The 16,256-nt window shown below is 70.1% G+C and carries 16 protein-coding genes, 1 pseudogene and 1 riboswitch; of the genes and pseudogenes, 13 read left to right on the plus strand and 4 right to left on the minus strand.

Annotation, left to right across the window (positions count from 1 at the left end):
* Nucleotides 1–3 precede the first annotated feature (3 nt).
* The 11 genes from L8H00_RS15675 (at nt 4) to L8H00_RS15725 (ending at nt 9,176) form a co-directional block, all read left to right on the plus strand.
* On the plus strand, nt 4–1,257 hold the full coding sequence (locus L8H00_RS15675) for a glutamate-5-semialdehyde dehydrogenase (RefSeq protein WP_242098244.1): 1,254 nt from the start codon (nt 4–6) through the stop codon (nt 1,255–1,257).
* A gap of 42 nt (nt 1,258–1,299) precedes the next feature.
* Nucleotides 1,300–1,902, plus strand: a complete 603-nt coding sequence (locus L8H00_RS15680) for a nicotinate-nucleotide adenylyltransferase (RefSeq protein ID WP_242098261.1) — start codon at nt 1,300–1,302, stop codon at nt 1,900–1,902.
* An 8-nt stretch (nt 1,903–1,910) separates the two neighbouring features.
* On the plus strand, nt 1,911–2,309 hold the full coding sequence (gene rsfS / locus L8H00_RS15685; protein WP_242098245.1) for a ribosome silencing factor: 399 nt from the start codon (nt 1,911–1,913) through the stop codon (nt 2,307–2,309).
* Between the two features lie 13 nt (nt 2,310–2,322).
* On the plus strand, nt 2,323–2,745 hold the full coding sequence (locus L8H00_RS15690) for a 23S rRNA (pseudouridine(1915)-N(3))-methyltransferase RlmH (RefSeq protein WP_242098246.1): 423 nt from the start codon (nt 2,323–2,325) through the stop codon (nt 2,743–2,745).
* The gene (locus tag L8H00_RS15695; protein ID WP_242098247.1) at nt 2,745–3,986 is read left to right on the plus strand and encodes a peptidoglycan DD-metalloendopeptidase family protein; all 1,242 of its coding nucleotides are present in this window, start codon (nt 2,745–2,747) and stop codon (nt 3,984–3,986) included. Before L8H00_RS15690 ends, L8H00_RS15695 begins: the two co-directional genes overlap by 1 nt.
* 114 nt (nt 3,987–4,100) lie before the next feature.
* A complete protein-coding gene (locus tag L8H00_RS15700; RefSeq protein ID WP_242098248.1) occupies nt 4,101–5,453 on the plus strand; it encodes a S41 family peptidase in 1,353 nt (450 codons plus the stop codon).
* Entirely contained in the window at nt 5,450–5,932 is a 483-nt protein-coding gene (locus tag L8H00_RS15705) for a disulfide bond formation protein B (protein WP_242098249.1), read from the plus strand. The genes L8H00_RS15700 and L8H00_RS15705 overlap by 4 nt, the downstream gene beginning before the upstream one ends.
* Complete coding sequence (locus L8H00_RS15710; protein WP_242098250.1) at nt 5,929–6,465, plus strand: demethoxyubiquinone hydroxylase family protein; 537 nt, start codon at nt 5,929–5,931, stop codon at nt 6,463–6,465. Before L8H00_RS15705 ends, L8H00_RS15710 begins: the two co-directional genes overlap by 4 nt.
* A gap of 10 nt (nt 6,466–6,475) precedes the next feature.
* Nucleotides 6,476–6,925, plus strand: a complete 450-nt coding sequence (locus L8H00_RS15715) for a hypothetical protein (protein WP_242098251.1) — start codon at nt 6,476–6,478, stop codon at nt 6,923–6,925.
* A gap of 41 nt (nt 6,926–6,966) precedes the next feature.
* Nucleotides 6,967–7,045, plus strand: a riboswitch (ZMP/ZTP riboswitch).
* A gap of 17 nt (nt 7,046–7,062) precedes the next feature.
* Nucleotides 7,063–7,773: a DJ-1/PfpI family protein gene (locus L8H00_RS15720; RefSeq protein ID WP_242098252.1), complete on the plus strand. Its 711-nt coding sequence runs from the start codon at nt 7,063–7,065 to the stop codon at nt 7,771–7,773.
* Nucleotides 7,770–9,176, plus strand: a complete 1,407-nt coding sequence (locus tag L8H00_RS15725; RefSeq protein WP_242098253.1) for a hypothetical protein — start codon at nt 7,770–7,772, stop codon at nt 9,174–9,176. The genes L8H00_RS15720 and L8H00_RS15725 overlap by 4 nt, the downstream gene beginning before the upstream one ends.
* Here L8H00_RS15725 and L8H00_RS15730 read toward each other — a convergent pair.
* The gene (locus L8H00_RS15730) at nt 9,166–9,792 is read right to left on the minus strand and encodes a DedA family protein (RefSeq protein WP_242098254.1); all 627 of its coding nucleotides are present in this window, start codon (nt 9,790–9,792) and stop codon (nt 9,166–9,168) included. The two genes, L8H00_RS15725 and L8H00_RS15730, sit on opposite strands and share 11 nt — an antisense overlap.
* A gap of 74 nt (nt 9,793–9,866) precedes the next feature.
* Here L8H00_RS15730 and L8H00_RS15735 point away from each other — a divergent pair, with 74 nt between their 5' ends.
* Entirely contained in the window at nt 9,867–10,661 is a 795-nt protein-coding gene (locus L8H00_RS15735; RefSeq protein ID WP_242098255.1) for an aldo/keto reductase, read from the plus strand.
* A 266-nt stretch (nt 10,662–10,927) separates the two neighbouring features.
* Here the strand turns inward: L8H00_RS15735 and L8H00_RS15740 are convergent, their stop codons facing one another.
* Complete coding sequence (locus L8H00_RS15740) at nt 10,928–12,340, minus strand: UdgX family uracil-DNA binding protein (RefSeq protein WP_242098256.1); 1,413 nt, start codon at nt 12,338–12,340, stop codon at nt 10,928–10,930.
* 39 nt (nt 12,341–12,379) lie between these two features.
* Nucleotides 12,380–13,627 carry a putative DNA modification/repair radical SAM protein gene (locus L8H00_RS15745; protein ID WP_242098257.1) on the minus strand — a complete coding sequence of 416 codons (1,248 nt, stop codon included), beginning with the start codon at nt 13,625–13,627 and terminating at the stop codon, nt 12,380–12,382.
* Nucleotides 13,628–13,782: 155 nt separating this feature from the next.
* Between L8H00_RS15745 and L8H00_RS15750 the strand changes: the two genes are divergently transcribed.
* Entirely contained in the window at nt 13,783–13,944 is a 162-nt protein-coding gene (locus L8H00_RS15750) for a hypothetical protein (RefSeq protein WP_242098258.1), read from the plus strand.
* 155 nt (nt 13,945–14,099) lie between these two features.
* Here the strand turns inward: L8H00_RS15750 and L8H00_RS15755 are convergent.
* Nucleotides 14,100–16,256: pseudogene (locus L8H00_RS15755) on the minus strand (chromosome segregation protein); the annotation flags it as partial.

Below are 16,256 nucleotides of genomic sequence, written 5' to 3' on the forward strand. Positions count from 1 at the left end.
ACGATGGATGTGGACGCCGTTGAACTGATCGCCGCCATGGCCGAGCGCGCGCGCATCGCTGCGGCAGTGCTCGCGACGATGAGCGATTCGGCCAAGGCGCGCGGCCTCGAGGCAGCGGCCGATCGCGTGCGCGTCGCGGCGGCCGATATCCTCGCCGCCAATGCCGAGGATGTGGCGGCGGCGCGGACGGCCGGCGTGTCGGCGGCGCTGTGCGACCGGTTGACGCTCGATCCGGCGCGGATCGCCGCGATGGCGGACGCGATCGCGACGGTCGCGACGCTCGACGATCCCGTGGGTCAGGTGATCGACGCGCGTACGCGGCCCAATGGGCTGATCCTCACGCGCACCCGCGTGCCGATCGGGGTAATCGGGATCATCTATGAAAGCCGGCCCAACGTGACGGCCGATGCGGCGGCCTTGTGCGTTCGTTCGGGCAACGCGGTGATCCTGCGCGGCGGAAGCGAGGCGGTGCGCAGCAACCGCGCGATCCACGCCGCGCTGGTGGAAGGGCTGGCAGCGGCCGGTCTGCCCGTCGACGCGGTGCAGCTCGTGCCGATCACCGATCGCGCGGCGGTGGGCGCGATGCTGGCGGCGGAGGGCGCGATCGACCTGATCGTGCCACGCGGCGGCAAGAGCCTCGTCGCGCGCGTCCAGGCCGAGGCGCGCGTGCCCGTCCTCGCGCATCTCGACGGGATCAATCACGTCTATGTCGATGCCTCGGCCGATCCGGCGATGGCGGCGGCGATCGTGGTCGACGCCAAGATGCGGCGCACCGGCGTCTGCGGCGCGATGGAGACGCTGCTGATCGATCGCGCCTATCCGCATGCGTCGGCGTTGATCGCGGCGTTGTCGGCGGCGAGGTGCGAGGTGCGCGGGGACGCCGCGGTGTGCGCCATGGCCGATGTGGCGGCGGCGCAAGCGGCGGATTGGGACACCGAATATCTCGACGCGATCGCGTCGGTGGCGATCACCGACGGGGTCGAGGGGGCGATGGCGCATATCGCACGCCACGGCTCGCATCATACCGATGCGATCGTGGCGGAGGATGCTGCGGTGGCCGAGCGGTTCCTGGGGGGTGTCGATAGCGCGATCGTGTTGTGGAACGCCTCGACGCAATTCGCCGATGGCGGGGAGTTCGGGTTGGGGGCGGAAATCGGGATTGCGACCGGGCGCCTTCATGCGCGGGGCCCCGTCGCGCTCGAAGGCCTGACGACGTACAAATGGATCGGCCGGGGCAGCGGTCAGGTGCGCGGCTGACGCGCGCCGCCCTGTGCCGTACCATGGATCATCGGATTGCGCGTGACGCGCGTCGGGCTTCTCGGGGGATCGTTCAATCCCGCGCATGCCGGGCATCGCCGGATCACGCTGGCCGCGATCCGCGCGCTCGCGCTGGACGAGGCGTGGTGGCTGGTATCGCCCGGCAACCCCTTGAAGCCCGAACAGGGCATGGCGCCGCTGGCCGCACGGCTTGCGTCCGCCCGCCGGATGGCGCGGCGGGCGCCGATCCGGCCGAGCACGATCGAGGCGCGGCTCGGCACGCGCTACACGATCGATACAATGCGCGCGCTCAAACGTCGTTACCCCAGGACGCACTTCATCTGGGTGATGGGGAGCGACAATCTGGCGCAATTCCATCGCTGGAAGGGGTGGCGCGCCATCGCCCGCGAGGTTCCGATTGCGGTGATTGCGCGGCCGGGTTATGAAGGCCGCGCCTCCGCCTCACCAGCGGCGGGCTGGCTGCGGCGTTTCCGGCGACCCGCAGGCCAGGCGAACCGGTGGACGACGTGGGAGTTGCCAGCCTTCGTGCTGTTGCGTTTCCGTCCCGACCCCATGTCCGCTACGCAGGTTCGGGCCGGAAATCCTGCCTGGTTCCGGCAATTTCTGCCCGACGCACCACCCTAGGAGATCTCTTGGCCACTTCCCCCAATGCCCCCCGCGCGACCGACCCGGCCGAGGTGGAGGCGCTTCACCGCCTCGTGCTCGAAAGCCTCGACGACGATCAGGCGGTGGATGTGATCTCGATCCCGCTCGCGGGCAAATCGAGCATCGCCGATCACATGGTGATCGCGAGCGGTCGCTCGACGCGTCAGGTGGCGTCGATGGCGGGCAAGCTCGCCGAGAAGATCAAGGGCGAACTGCACCGCCAGACGCGGATCGAGGGCCTGCCCACCGCGGATTGGGTGTTGATCGACGCAGGGGACGTGATCGTTCACCTGTTCCGCCCCGAGGTGCGCTCCTTCTACAATCTGGAGCGGATGTGGGCGTTCGGCGATGCGCCGCCCGCGCCGGCGGCCATCTCGCAAGCCTGACGCGCAGCCGGCGATGCTGTTGCACATCGTCGCCCGCGGCCGGATCGCGCGATCGCCCGAAGGCGAACTGGTCGCCCGCTACATGAAGCGGATCGCGTGGCCGACGAAGCTGACCGAACTGCCCGACGCCGGCGGCAAGGTGCCGGCGGTCGAGCCGCAGACCAGGCGCGTGCTGCTCGACGAGACCGGCGAGACGCTGTCCTCGACCGCACTGGCGCGCCTGATCGGGCGCTGGCGGGACGACGGCGTCCGCGAAGCGCGGTTCGAGCTAGGGCCGGCGGACGGCTTCGACGATGCCGCGCGCGGTGAAGCCGATCTGCTGCTGTCGTTCGGCCGCGCGACCTGGCCGCATCTGCTGGCGCGCGCGATGCTGGCGGAACAGCTTTTCCGCAGCGTCAGCATCCTCGCCAACCATCCCTATCACCGCGAGGGGTGATGGACGCGGCCATCAGCGACCGGAAAGGTCGTTCCGCCGATCGTCCGGAGCTCGGCAGCGGCGGACGGGGGCGGCTCCGCACCGCGATCGCGGCCATCGGCGCGGCGGCGGCGCTCGTGTCGGCCATGCCGATCATCGCACAATCGCCACTCGTCCAGGAACAGCGGCGCCTCGCCATCGCCCGCCGCGACGGAGCTGCCGCAGCGGCGCGGGCGGCAGTGCTTGAACGCCAGGCGGCCGGCGAGCGCGACGCGGCGCGCAAGGCGCGCGCCGACGAAGAGGCGCTGGCGGCCCGGGTCGACGCCGCCCAGGCTGATCTCGCCACGGCGAGCGCGCGCGTGGCGGTGACGGACCGTCTGCTCGCGGATCAGCGCGCGCGGCTGGGCGCAGCGCAGGTGCCGATCGCCCGGTTGCTCGCCGCGCTCGAATCGCTCGCCTCCCGGCCGATGATCGCCGCGGTCGCGCAGCCCGGATCGGTGGACGACCTCGTCCATGTCCGTGCCGTGCTCGGCAGCGCCGTGCCGGCCGTCAGGGTAAAGACGCAAGGGGTGCGGACCGAGTTGGCCGAGACGCGGCGCCTGCAGGCCAACGCCGCGCTGGCGGCGCAGGCGCTACGCGATGGCCATGGCCGCCTGGAGCGCGAACGCGCCGCGCTGGCGTCGCTCGAGGCGCGGCATCGCGGCCGGGCACAGGCGTTGGGCCGAAGCGCGATCGGGGAATCGGACCGCGCATTGGCACTGGGCGAACAGGCCCGCGATCTGGTCGATCGGCTCGAGGAGGAGGGCAGCGCCCAGGCGGCCATCGCCACGCTGGAGACGCTGCCGGGACCATTGCCGCGGCCCGTCGCGCGGGGCGTCGTGCCGCCGCCGCGGCCCGCGGGCGCGTACCGGCTGCCGGTGACGGGGCGGCTGCTGACGGGGTTCGACGAGATCGCCGACGCCGGCTATCGCGCGCGTGGGCTCAGCTTTTCGGTCGCGGCTGGCGCGCCGGTCGTCGCGCCGGCAGCGGGGCGGGTGCGTTACGCGCGCGTGTTCCGCGGCTATGGGACGATCCTGATCCTCGATCATGGCGATGGCTGGACCAGTTTGCTGACCGGCCTGTCGCAAGCGAGCGTCGCGCCCGGTGCCATCGTCCGCGCCGGCCAGATCGTCGGCCATGCCGGCACGGGCCCAGATCCGCAGGTGGGCGTCGAGCTGCGCCGCCGCGGCCGGCCGATGGATATCGCCGCGCTGATTGGCTGATCTGCTCATCGCCCGTTCACCCCGAGGCTGCTTTGATCGCACCGACCAAAGCGGCTAGGGAGGGCGAACGCCATCCCGCCTGTCCAGGACTCCCTTGTGCCAAGACCGAAGTCGATGCCCCGTCCCCTGCTTGCCGCCACCGCGATCGTCGGCGCGCTCGCCCTCGTTCCGCTCGCCACCGCGGCGATGGCCGCTTCCGATACCGACACCTATCGCGAGTTCGATCAGTTCATCGACGTCTTCAACCGGGTGAAGGCGAACTATGTCGACAAGGTGGACGACAAGACGCTCATCAAGGGCGCGATCCAGGGCATGCTCGCGAGCCTCGATCCGCATTCGAGCTATGCCGACGCGCTCGATTACCAGAACCTCCAGATCATGACCGAGGGCAATTATGGCGGCCTCGGCCTCACCGTCACCATGGAAGACGGTGCGGTGAAGGTGATAGCGCCGCAGGAGGGAACGCCGGCCGCGCGAGCCGGCGTGAAGTCGGGCGACTATATCACGCATATCGACGGCAAGCTGATCTATGGCCAGTCGCTCGACGAGGCGATCGCGCTGATGCGCGGCAAGGCGGGCACCAAGATCACGCTGGGCCTCGTCCGCCCCGGTCGCGACAAGCCGCTCGACCTGACGATGACTCGCGAGGTGATCGTACAGAAGCCGGTGAAATGGGAGGTGCGCGGCGATGTCGGCTATATCGACATCAACACCTTCTCCGAACAGACCGGCGCCGACACCCGCGCCGCGATCATGGCGATCGACAAGTCGCTCGGGCATCGGCCGCTTGGTTACGTGCTCGATCTGCGCGAGAATGGCGGCGGCTTGCTGAGCCAGGCGATCGAGGTGAGCGACGCGTTCCTGGATCATGGCGAGATCGTCTCGCAGCGTGGCCGCGAGAAGACGGATATCGAGCGTTACTATGCGCATCCCGGTGACGATGCGCATGGCTTGCCCGTCGTGGTGCTGACCGATTCGGGCACCGCGTCCGCGTCCGAGATCGTGGCCGGCGCGCTGCAGGACCAGCACCGGGCGCTCGTGATGGGCGAACGCAGCTTCGGCAAGGGATCGGTGCAGACCTTGCTGCCGCTCGGCCCCGAGACCGTCCTGCGGCTGACCACGGCGCGCTATTACACGCCGTCGGGCCGCAGCGTGCAAGAAGGCGGGATCGAACCCGACATCGCGGTGCCGCAGATCAGCGATCCCGACTTCAAGACCAAGCCGGTGTTCCGCGAGGCCGATCTGCGCCGGCATCTCATCAACGAGATGAAGCCGGACAATGCGGTGCTGGAGGAGGACGCGAAGACCGATCCGCGCTTCTCGCAGACCGCCGATCAGTTGAAGAAGGCGGGCATCGTCGATTTCCAGCTCTATTATGCGCTGAAGACGGTCGCGCGGCTCGGCGGCGCGGCGCAGGTCGCGGCCGCGACCAAGCCGCCGGTCGCCTCGCCCGTGGTGCCCAAGTGACCGCCAATGAGCGGACGGCGCGCGGCCTCGCGCTGCTGCTCCCGGCCGCGTTGCTCGCGGGCGCCTGGGGCGGCCAGCTCTTCGGCGGGCTGATCCCGTGCGAGATGTGCCATTGGCAGCGCTGGCCGCATTATGCCGCGCTCGTCGTGGCGCTGCTGGCGCTGGCTGCCCCCTGGCCGCGGCCGGGCCGTTTCCTGGTGCTCGCTGCTGCCGTGTTGATCGCGATCAGCGGCGTGATCGGCGTCTATCAGGCGGGCGGCGAATATCATTGGTGGACGCTGCACACCGCCTGTACCGCGACCGCGCCGATCGTCGGCGCCACTGCGGCCGAGCGGTTGGCGTCGCTGATGGCCGCGCCGGTGATCCGCTGCGACGTGCCGCAATGGACGCTCTTCGGCATCTCGCTGGCGGGGTTCAACGCTATCCTGTCGCTGGGTGGGGCTGCGGTAATCGCGTCGCTCTTGAGGAAACCACGATGAACCGCTGGCGCCCCGGCGACCGGCGCGAGCCGACCGATGCGATGATCCGCGTCGATCAGGCGGGCGAATATGGTGCGACGCGCATCTATGCGGGGCAGCTCGCGGTGTTGGGCGACCGGCATCCCGCGGCGCGTGCGATCCATCATATGGCGGGTCAGGAGGAGCGCCACCGCGCGTTCTTCGATTCGATGATCGTGCGGCGCGGCGTTCGGCCCACCTTGCTCCAGCCATTCTGGACGGTGGCGGGCTTCGCGCTCGGCGCGGTCACTGCGGCCTTCGGTCCCGATGCCGCTATGGCCTGCACCGCGGCGGTGGAAACCGAGATCGACAAACATTACGAGGAACAGATCGTCGCGCTGGGCGACAGCGATCCCGAACTTTCCGCGGCCATCGCCGATTTCCAGGCCGAGGAGGTGGAGCACCGCGAGCATGCGCTGGCCGCGGGCGCGGAGAACACGCCGGGCTATCCCGTGCTCAGCGCGCTGATCCGGCTCGGCTGCAAGGTCGCGATCGGAGCGGCCAAGCGAGTGTGATGGAGTGAACATGCGGAACCTGATCCTGATGGGGCTGGCGATGGTCGCCACGCCCGGCCTCGCGCAGCAGGTCGCCTTGCCGGGCGCCGCCAGACCCAAGCCGGTGATGCCGCCGGCCGAGATGGCGAAGGGAGCGCCGGTCAACGGCGTGCTCGTCCTCTATGGCAACCAGCGCTGCCCGACGAATACCGATGGTGACGAAGTCGTTGTGTGCGAGCGGCGCAGCGCGTCGGAACAGTTCCGCGTTCCCAAGGAGTTGCGCAATTTCCAGGTGACGCCCGAAAATGCCGCCTGGGCGGCCAAGGCACAGGCTACGCTGGACGTCGGCACCGGCGTGAACGGCGTCGGCAGTTGCTCGGCGGTGGGTGCGGGCGGCCAGTCGGGCTGCTTCGCCGTGCAGGGCCGCGCGACCCGCGCGCAGAACGCGGAACGTAAGGCGGCGCAGACCGAGGGGCAGTAGGGCTACCGGTGCTTGCGGTGGCCGGCCGAGCCGACTAGCCTTGCGCCCGACGTGACTGGCGAAGCGTGGAGCACCACGGGGGAGCGTCGCACGACCATGCCGCTCGCCTGGGTACCCGCTATGCCAAGGAGACCCGCATGCCCCAGCCATCGCCGATCCGCGTCGCGTTCCTCCTGTTTCCGAACGTCACCCAACTCGATCTGACCGGCCCCGCGCAGATGCTGGCGGGGCTAGGTGATGCGACGATCGATCTCGTTGCGGGGAGTCGCGCGCCAGTGGCCACCGATGCCGGCTTCGCACTGCTGCCGACCGCGAGCTTCGCGGAGGCGGCGATGCCCGACATTCTCTGCATTCCGGGCGGCATGGGCATCACCGACGCGATAGAGGATGGCGAGACGATGGCATGGGTGGCGCGGGCCGCCAATCACGCCACCTGGATCACCAGCGTGTGCACCGGGTCGCTGCTGCTCGGGGCGGCGGGATTGCTGCGCGGCTACCGCGCGACATGCCACTGGGCGCAGCATCATCACCTCGCCGCGTTCGGCGCGATCCCGGTGCACGCGCGCGTGGTGTTCGATCGCGATCGGGTGACGGGGGGCGGTGTGACAGCGGGGATCGATTTTGGCCTCGCGCTGGTCGCGGCGATCCGCGGCGAGGCGCATGCGCGTCTGCTTCAGCTAAGGCTAGAATATGATCCGGCGCCGCCGTTCGACTCGGGGTCTCCCGAACGCGCGGGTAGCGAGGCCGTCGCGCGGTTCAGGGCCATGGCGGCGCGCGCCGCGCCCGATCGCGACGCCCGGCTTCGTGCGGCGGCGGTGCGCGCCATGAGCGAGGGGGGGCGCGCATGACCCGCGCCCGCATGCGGGTGGCGCTGTTCCTGTTCGTCTGGGCATCGTGCTGCTGGTTCGGATCCTGGGAGTTCAATCCCAACAACGCGACTCGGCTGTTCGCCAGCGTCGGGCTGGTCGAGCGCGGATCGGCGGCGATCGACCGGATGGCGGCGACGACGATCGACAAGTCGCGCTTCGGCGCGCATTTCTATCTCGACAAGGCGCCGGGCATGACGCTGATGGCGCTCCCCGCGGTGGCGCTGGCGGATGCGCTTACGCAGGATCGCGAGGCGGCACACCCGGCGGACGTCAACGATCACGGGCTGGCGCGCTACTACCGATTGCGGCTGCGGCTGGCAGTGGCGACCGGGCCGGCGCTCCTCACCGCGCTTGCCGCGGTGTTGCTGTACGAGATCGGCATCGCGATTACGGGTAGCGCGGCGGCGGGGCTGTTCGCGGCGATCGGCTATGCGCTCGGCGCGCCGATCTGGGGGTGGTCGACGACGGTGTTCGGCCATTCCTCCGTCGCGGCGCTCTATGTGGTGGCGCTGTGGGCTGGTTGGCAGGGACCACGCCTTCGCCATGGCTTCTGCGCGGGGCTGGCGCTTGGCTGGGCCGTGGGCATCGAATATCAGGCGGTGCTGGCGGGTGCCGCGATCGGGATCTGGATCGTGTGGCGCGCCTGGCACCGGCCGGCGCACTGGCGCCTCTATGCCGCCATGCTGCTTGGCGGGCTGATCGCGGCGGTGCCGATCGCGGCGTATAACGGGGTCGCCTTCGGCACGGTGTTCCGGATCGGCTATTCGGGCGTGGTCGGTTACGAGGGCATGCGTCACGGGCTATTCGGGCTGGGCGTGCCGCGGCCGGTGCTGCTGTGGGAGATCACCTTCGGCGTGCACAAGGGGCTGTTCTGGATCGCCCCCGCGCTGCTGATGGCGCTGCGGGGCCTTGCGATGCTGGAGCGCCGCACCGCGACGCAAGGGCTGGCGCGCACGGCGGCGGCGGTCGTCGCGATCGTGCTGCTGGTGAACGCGGCCTATTACTACTGGGATGGCGGCAACGCGACGGGGCCGCGCCACGCAATGCCGCTGATCGGCGCGCTGGCGATCGGGCTCGCGCCGTTCTGGGCGGCGCTGCGGAGCAGGGGCGCGCGGATCGCCGCGCTGGCGGTGATGGCGCTGTCGATCGCGCTCAACGCGGTGATCGCGGCAGCGGAGATCCTGAGCCCGCCGCAATTCACCTTCCCGATCTGGAGCGCAGTGATCCGCGACCGTTTCCTGCAGGGCGACATGCGCACCTGGCCGAGCGAATGGCTCGGCGGGTCGCCGTGGACCGGGTTCGCGCTCTACGTCGCGCTTGCCGTGCCCGCGCTCCTGCTGCTCGCGCGCGCGGCATGCCGGGCAGACCGGCTCAGCGCCTGAGCCCGCGTAGCCGGTGCCACACATAGAAGGTGACGAGTGCCACCAGCACGACCCCGATGGCGAGATCGGCGCGGTGGAACGCGGCCTTGACGCGCGGATCGCTGTGCCAGCGATCGCCCAGCGTCATGCCCAGCCATGCCAGGCCGAAGCACCACGGCCATGATCCGACAAAGGTGTAGAGGTGGAACGGCACCAGCCGCATCCGCGCGACGCCCGCGGGAAAGGCGATGAACGAGCGGATCACCGGCAGCAGCCGGCCGATCAGCACCGCCGCGCCGCCGAATCGCGCGAAGAACCGGTCCGCGGCGTCGAGTTCGCCGGGGCCGATCAGCAGATACCGGCCCCAGCGCTCGGCTGCCGGCCGGCCGCCGCGCTTGCCGATCTCATAGCCGACGATCGATCCCAGATTGCATCCGATCGCGCCCGCCGTCGCCGCCAGATACAGGTCGAACCGGCCGGTCGAGACGAGATAGCCCGCCGCCGGCATGATGAGTTCGGAGGGGAGGGGGATGCATGCGCTCTCGATCGCCATCAGCAGCGCCACGCCAAGATAGCCGCCGCTGGCGATCACGCCGAAGAGGATGGCGGCGAGCGCGCCGAGGATGGTTTCGATCATGGCGACCGCGCTTGCGCGAGCCCGGGGAAGCCGTCAACCGGAACCCCGGCCGCCATGCGGCGGTTGACACGCGCATGACCGACCTCACGCTCAACGACGGCCGCACCATGCCCCAGCTTGGCATGGGCGTGTACAAGATCCCCCAGCCGCAGACCGCGGCGATCGTCCGCAAGGGGATCGATATCGGCTTCCGCCTCGTCGACACCGCCGCCTTCTACGGCAACGAGCGTGGCGTGGGCGAAGGCGTGCACGGCACGGACACTTTCGTGACGACCAAGCTGTGGAACGATCGCCATGGCGACGCCGCCGTCGCGCTCGACGAGAGTCTGGCGCTGATGGGACGCGACAGCATCGACCTGTATCTGATCCACTGGCCGATCCCGCGCGAGGACCGTTATGTCGAGGCGTGGCGGGCGCTGATCGCGGCGCGCGACGCGGGCAAGACGCGCTCGATCGGGGTGTGCAACTTCCTGCCCGAGCATCTCGACCGGATCATCGACGCCACCGGCGTGACGCCCGCGGTCAACCAGATCGAACTCCACCCGAGCTTCCAGCAGCGCGATGTGCAGGCCTATGATGCCGATCACGGCATCGTGACGCAAAGCTGGAGCCCGCTTGGCCAGGGCGCGACGCTGAAGGACGACCGTATCGTCGTGATCGCCGACCGCCACCACCGCTCGCCCGCGCAGGTCATCATCGCCTGGCACCTCGCCAAGGGGCTGTCGGTGATCCCCAAAGCGGGCGACGCCGATCACCTGACCGACAATTTCGCCGCCGCCGACCTGACGCTGGATGCCGACGACGTTGCGGCGATCGATGCGATGGACTCTCCCGATGGCCGGATCGGGCCGGATCCTCGCGAGCTTTGAGGAGGGCGGCTTTCCCGATCGTTTTGGAGAGTGCGCGATAGCGGCGGCGTAACCGTTTGCGCGCTAAGACGCTAAGAAGCATTTCGCACGGAGGCGCGGAGTCGGAGCGTTCGACCGCAGACGCCGTCATTATCATGATCCGCCGATCGAGCGCTGCGCCCTGCCACTATAACTCCGCGCCTCCGCGCGACCGTCCTTGCTCTCGTCTTCGCGTCTTCGCGTGAAGCAGCCACTCCTTGGGGGCGCATGACTGCGCTAACCCCGGATCACGCCTCCACCCGCGCCGCTGCCGTTCGCAGGTCCTCGACGAAGCGGGCATATTCCGCCTCGGCTGCGGCCTTGTCGGGCAGGCGGAGGAGGTAGCTCGGGTGAACGGTGATCCACGCTTCCCCGCCGCCGCCGGGCAGTTCGAGTGCGCGGCCCCGTTCGCGGCCGATCGTCATCACCCGGCCGAAGAGCGAACGCGCCGCGGTCGCGCCCAATGCCACCGTCACCTTGGGCCTGACGATCGCCTGTTCCTGTTCGATCCACCAGCGGCAGGCGTCGATCTCGGGTCCGCCGGGCTTGGCGTGGATGCGGCGCTTGCCGCGCTGTTCGAACTTGAAATGCTTCACCGCGTTGGTGACGTAGACGCGCGACCGGTCGACGCCTGCCTCGGCCATGGCGCGATCGAACATCTGCCCGGCGGGGCCGACGAACGGGTGGCCGGCCAGATCCTCCTGGTCGCCCGGCTGTTCGCCGACGAACATCATCGCGGCATCGACCGGCCCTTCGCCGAACACCGTCTGCGTGGCGGGGGCGTGGAGCGGGCAGCGCGTGCATGCCGCGGCTTCGTCGCGCAATGCCGCCCAGGCCGCCTGCGCATTGCCGCCCATCGCCGTGCGCGCCGTCTCGATCATGCCGCTCTCCCGCGCCTGTGCGCCCGCGATCAGCGCGGGGACGAGCGCGGTCTCGGGCATGTTCTTCCAATATTTCCGCGGCATCTCCTTCAGCATCGCGCCGATCTTGACGCGCGCCGGGTTGAAGATGCTGGCATAATAGGTCTTCCACACCTCTTCGGTGGGATCGCCGTCGGGCGCGTCGGCCTTTTCCGCGCCGGGGCCCTGCGCCAGCGTCGCGCCGTCCCAGTGGAGCGAGATGGCGGGCGTCAGGATCGACCAGCGCATGCTCGCGAACCGGTTGACGAAGAAGGCCGCATTGGCGCGGACGATGTGGTTGTCGGGCTCGAACCAGGCGACGAAGCGCGGCGTGCCGTCCTCGTCCGCCACTTCGCGGAAGCGCAGAAAGGCGCGCATCTTGTGGATGTCGCGGCGCACGTCCTTGGCCATGGTCTCCAGCCGGCGGACGAGCGGGTCGGCGCGGTCCTCGACGACTTTGGGTTCGCGGCGCAGGCGTGCGAGCAGCGTGTAGAGCAGCGCAAAGCGTTCGGGATCGCGCGCCAGGATGGCGCTGCGCGCCAGATCGAGAAAGGCGCGGGGGACCGACAAGGCGGGGGCGTCGGGTGCCGAAGGGGCGGGTACGGGAGCGGCGGAGGCTGGGGCGGCGGCGAACAGATCGCCGGGCGCGTCGCCCACCTGCCACACGACGTCCTCGGGCGGCACGCCCTGCGTCATCAGCCCGCGCGCCGCATCGCGCCAACCGTCGAAGTCATCGGGTTCGGACAAGGTTACGACGCGCATCCTGGCCCTACTCCGCCGACACGGGGTTGTTCCGGCGCGTCAAGCCGCGAACAGCTCCATCTGCCGGGGCTTGGGCATCACGACCGGGCGCAGTTCGGCGGCGTCGGACAGGGCGATCGGGCGCCAATCCTCCGCGATCAGAAACGGGCGGACCTTGGCGACCGAGACGGTGAGCCGCGCCACGTCGTCCAGGCGCAATCGCCGCCAGCGGCGCGTGCGCAAGATCGCGTTCACCGCCTTCACCCCCAGGCCGGGTACGCGCAGCAGCATCTCGCGAGGCGCGCGGTTCACGTCCACGGGAAAGCTGGCGCGAAACTTCAGCGCCCAGGCCAGTTTCGGATCGATGTCGAGCGGCAGCATGCCCGTCGCATCGTCCGCCGCGGCGACCACTTCGGCGGGCGTATAATTGTAGAAGCGCATCAGCCAGTCGGACTGATACAGCCGGTGCTCGCGCATCAGCGGCGGTCGCTGAAGCGGCAGCACCGCGCTCGCATCCGGGATCGGGCTGAACGCCGAATAATAGACGCGTCGCAAGCCGAACCGGTCGTACAGGGTCGACGCCTTGGTGACGATATCGCCATCGGTCGCGGCGTCCGCGCCGACGATCATCTGCGTCGACTGACCGGCGGGCGCGAAGCGCGGGGCCGACTTGTACTTGGCGCGCGCGTCCTTGCCGTCGACGATCGACGCCTTCACCTCGCGCATCGCGGTTTCGATGCGGGCGCCGTCCTTCTCGGGGGCCAGCCGCTTCAGGCCGCTGGCGGTCGGCAGCTCGACGTTGATCGAGACGCGATCGGCGAACAGCCCAGCGCGGTGGACGAGTTCGGGATCGGCATCGGGAATCGTCTTCAAGTGGATATAGCCGCGGAAAAGATGATCCTCGCGCAGCGAGCGCGCGACCTCGACCATCTGCTCCATGGTGTAATTGGATGAGCCGATGATCCCGGACGAAAGGAACAGCCCCTCGATATAATTGCGCTTGTAGAAGGCGATGGTGAGATCGACCACCTCCTTGGCGGTGAAGCGCGCGCGGCGGACGTTCGAGCTCTTGCGGTTGATGCAATAATGGCAATCGAAGATGCAGCTGTTCGTCAGCAGGATCTTGAGCAGGCTGATGCAGCGGCCATCGGGCGCATAGGCGTGGCAGATGCCCATGCCCTCGGTGGAGCCCAGCCCCTTGCCGTCGCGGCTGTTGCGCTTGGCGGTGCCCGACGATGCGCAGGACGCGTCATACTTCGCGGCGTCCGCCAGGATCGCCAGCTTCTGCCGGGTGTCGAGTTGGGCCATGCGTTCGATATACGTTCCGCACCCTGCGCCGTCGAGTGATCGAGGTTTACGAAGACGCAGAGAAAGCTGACGAACTCGACATTCAGCCGACGCACCGCTGCAACATCCGCGGTGTAGAAGATGGGGCAGGGGATCGACGAGAAGGACGTTCCGCCATGACTCACGAAACCGCGCACTGGCTCCGCCGCTCCGAACAGGAGGCGATCCGCGCAATTCAGGCGAGCGAAGCGAAGGTCGCCGCCATTCATCACCAATTGTGCCTGTTGTGTGTCGGCCAGGCGCTGAACGCGATGCCGGCCTGGCAGCGGCCGGCGTAAAGCGCCTGGAGAGGGGATGGCGTCCGTTCGACCTGGCCGCCCAATCCGTTCGTGCTGAGCTTGTCGAAGCACGCTCTCCGCTGGCGAACGTTCGCATTCAGCGCAAGTCCTTCGACAGGCCCAGGGCGAACGGAGCAGGATAACATCGCCAGATTTTAATGCGCCATGCCCTCGGCGGCGCGTAGGTCGACCGAGACCAGCCGGCTGACTCCGCGTTCGACCATGGTCACGCCGAACAGGCGGTGCATGCGGCTCATCGTCACCGCGTTGTGCGTGACGACCAGATAGCGAGTCGCGGTGTCGCGGCTCATCCGGTCGAGCAGGTCGCAAAAGCGTTCGATATTCGCATCGTCGAGCGGCGCATCCACCTCGTCCAGCACGCAGATCGGCGCGGGGTTGGTGAGGAACAGCGCGAAGATCAGCGCGACCGCGGTCAGCGCCTGTTCGCCGCCCGACAGCAACGTGAGGGATTGCAGCCGCTTGCCCGGCGGCTGCGCCATGATCTCGAGACCCGCCTCGAGCGGATCGTCCGAATCGATCATCGCCAGGTGCGCCGCACCGCCGTCGAACAGCGTGGCGAACAGCGTGCGAAAATGCGCATCGACCGCCTCGAACGCCGCACGCAGCCGCTGGCGGCCCTCGCGATTGAGCGTGCCGATCGATCCGCGCAGGCGGTGCACGGCCTCTGCCAGCTCGTCGCGGTCGGCCGCATTGCCGCCGCTTGCCGCCTCCAATTCGGCGAGTTCGCGCGCGGCCACCAGATTGACCGGCCCGATCCGCTCACGCTCCGCCGCCATCCGTTCGTGCGCGGCGGATTCCTCGGCAGGGCTGCGGACCTCGGCGGCCAGGAACCCGGTGCGTTCGGGCAGCACGGGCGCGGGGCATTCGAACCGTTCGCCCGAGACCCGGCCCAGTTCGATCCGGCGCAATTCGGCATGTTCGGCGCGGATGACGGCGCCCGCGCGCTCCTCGCGCGCCAGCGACAGCGCCTCGGCGGCGGCGCGGTGCGCGGCCTCGTCGCCGCGCAGCACGGTTTCGGCGGCGGCTTCGGCGGCGGCGCGCGTGTCGGCCTCCAGGCGAGCCTCGCCCGAGTCGCGTTCGGCGGCGGCGATCGCGGCGGTGAGCGCGGTGGTGCGTTCGGCGAGCGCGTCCGTTTCGCCCGCCAGCTCCGCCTCGCGCTGCCCCATGTCGCCGATACGGCCGGCGGCATCGCCGGCGCGCGCGCGCCAGGTGCCGAGCTCCGCCTCGACCGCGGCGCGGCGTTCGCGGCTGGCGGCCAGGGTGCGGTCGTGGGCGAGACGTGCGGCACGTGCGGTGGCGACCGCGGCGCGGGCATCCTCGGCCTGGTGCTGGAGCGTCGCGAGCGTCGCGGCCAGCGCGCGGCCGTCGGGAAGCGCGGCGGCATCGGTTTCGGCGCGCGCCAGTTCGTCCGCTGCGGTGTTGCGTTCGGCGATCAGCCGGGTGCGGCGCGCCTCGCCGTCGCTGCGCTGCGCCTCCACGCGTTCCAGCGCGGCGGCGGCGCGATCCTCGCGGCGTTGCGCGTCGCGGGCCTCGCCCTCGCTTGTGCGCAGCAGCGTGCGCGCGCCCTGCGCGGCGGTGGCGGCGCGGGCGATCCGTTCGTCGAGCGTGGCGCGCGCGGCTTCGGCGCGGTCGACCGCGGCCTGCGCGGCAGGTCGCTCCGCCTCGATCGCGGCGAGGCGGTTCGCGCGTTCCAGCCGCTCGGCCGCGGCCGCCCCGCCGCCATCGGCGGTATAGCCGTCCCATCGGCGCAACCGGCCCTCGCGCGTGACCAGCCGCTGGCCGACCGCCAGCTCCTGACCCGAATCGACCTCGACCAGCAGGATCTGCGACAGCCGGCGGTCGAGCGCGGGCGGCGCGGTGATCCGCTCGGCGAGCGGCAGCGTGCCCGGAGGCGGCGGCGGATCGTGCGGCGCGATCGGCGAGCCGGTCCAGGCGTCGGGCGGCGATTGCAGCTCGTCGCCCAGCGCCGCGGCGAGCGCGCGTTCGAAGCCCGGCACGACGCTGATCGAATCGAGCAAACGCCCGTCGCCGCGCGCGTTCGCCTGGGTGAGCGCCGCGATCTCGCCGTCGAGCCCGGCGAGCGCGGCGATGGCGGTGGCGCGCGCGGCTTCGGCCGGGCCGCGGGCCTCGCGCGCTTCGGTGCCGCTCGCCTCGGCCCAGGCGAGCGCATCGGCCGCCTTGGTCGCCGCGCGCAGCGCCCCCTCGCGCGCGGCCGCTGCCGCGTCGCGTTCCGCCAGCAGCCCGGTCGGGTCGGGAAGCGCGGCGAGCGCGCCCAGCGCCTGCGCCGCGTC

The sequence above is a fragment of the Sphingomonas sp. CROZ-RG-20F-R02-07 genome (genome assembly GCF_022662335.1).
Classification (GTDB): domain Bacteria; phylum Pseudomonadota; class Alphaproteobacteria; order Sphingomonadales; family Sphingomonadaceae; genus Sphingomonas.

Excerpts from the sequence above, each read along its gene's own strand:
- L8H00_RS15675 (WP_242098244.1), top strand. The coding sequence starts at position 4 with ATGGATGTGGACGCCGTTGAACTGATCGCCGCCATGGCCGAGCGCGCG.
- L8H00_RS15690 (WP_242098246.1), top strand. The coding sequence starts at position 2,323 with ATGCTGTTGCACATCGTCGCCCGCGGCCGGATCGCGCGATCGCCCGAA.
- L8H00_RS15695 (WP_242098247.1), top strand. The coding sequence starts at position 2,745 with ATGGACGCGGCCATCAGCGACCGGAAAGGTCGTTCCGCCGATCGTCCG.
- L8H00_RS15700 (WP_242098248.1), top strand. The coding sequence starts at position 4,101 with ATGCCCCGTCCCCTGCTTGCCGCCACCGCGATCGTCGGCGCGCTCGCC.
- L8H00_RS15710 (WP_242098250.1), top strand. The coding sequence starts at position 5,929 with ATGAACCGCTGGCGCCCCGGCGACCGGCGCGAGCCGACCGATGCGATG.
- L8H00_RS15715 (WP_242098251.1), top strand. The coding sequence starts at position 6,476 with ATGCGGAACCTGATCCTGATGGGGCTGGCGATGGTCGCCACGCCCGGC.
- L8H00_RS15720 (WP_242098252.1), top strand. The coding sequence starts at position 7,063 with ATGCCCCAGCCATCGCCGATCCGCGTCGCGTTCCTCCTGTTTCCGAAC.
- L8H00_RS15725 (WP_242098253.1), top strand. The coding sequence starts at position 7,770 with ATGACCCGCGCCCGCATGCGGGTGGCGCTGTTCCTGTTCGTCTGGGCA.
- L8H00_RS15730 (WP_242098254.1), bottom strand. The coding sequence starts at position 9,792 with ATGATCGAAACCATCCTCGGCGCGCTCGCCGCCATCCTCTTCGGCGTG.
- L8H00_RS15735 (WP_242098255.1), top strand. The coding sequence starts at position 9,867 with ATGACCGACCTCACGCTCAACGACGGCCGCACCATGCCCCAGCTTGGC.
- L8H00_RS15740 (WP_242098256.1), bottom strand. The coding sequence starts at position 12,340 with ATGCGCGTCGTAACCTTGTCCGAACCCGATGACTTCGACGGTTGGCGC.
- L8H00_RS15745 (WP_242098257.1), bottom strand. The coding sequence starts at position 13,627 with ATGGCCCAACTCGACACCCGGCAGAAGCTGGCGATCCTGGCGGACGCC.
- L8H00_RS15750 (WP_242098258.1), top strand. The coding sequence starts at position 13,783 with ATGACTCACGAAACCGCGCACTGGCTCCGCCGCTCCGAACAGGAGGCG.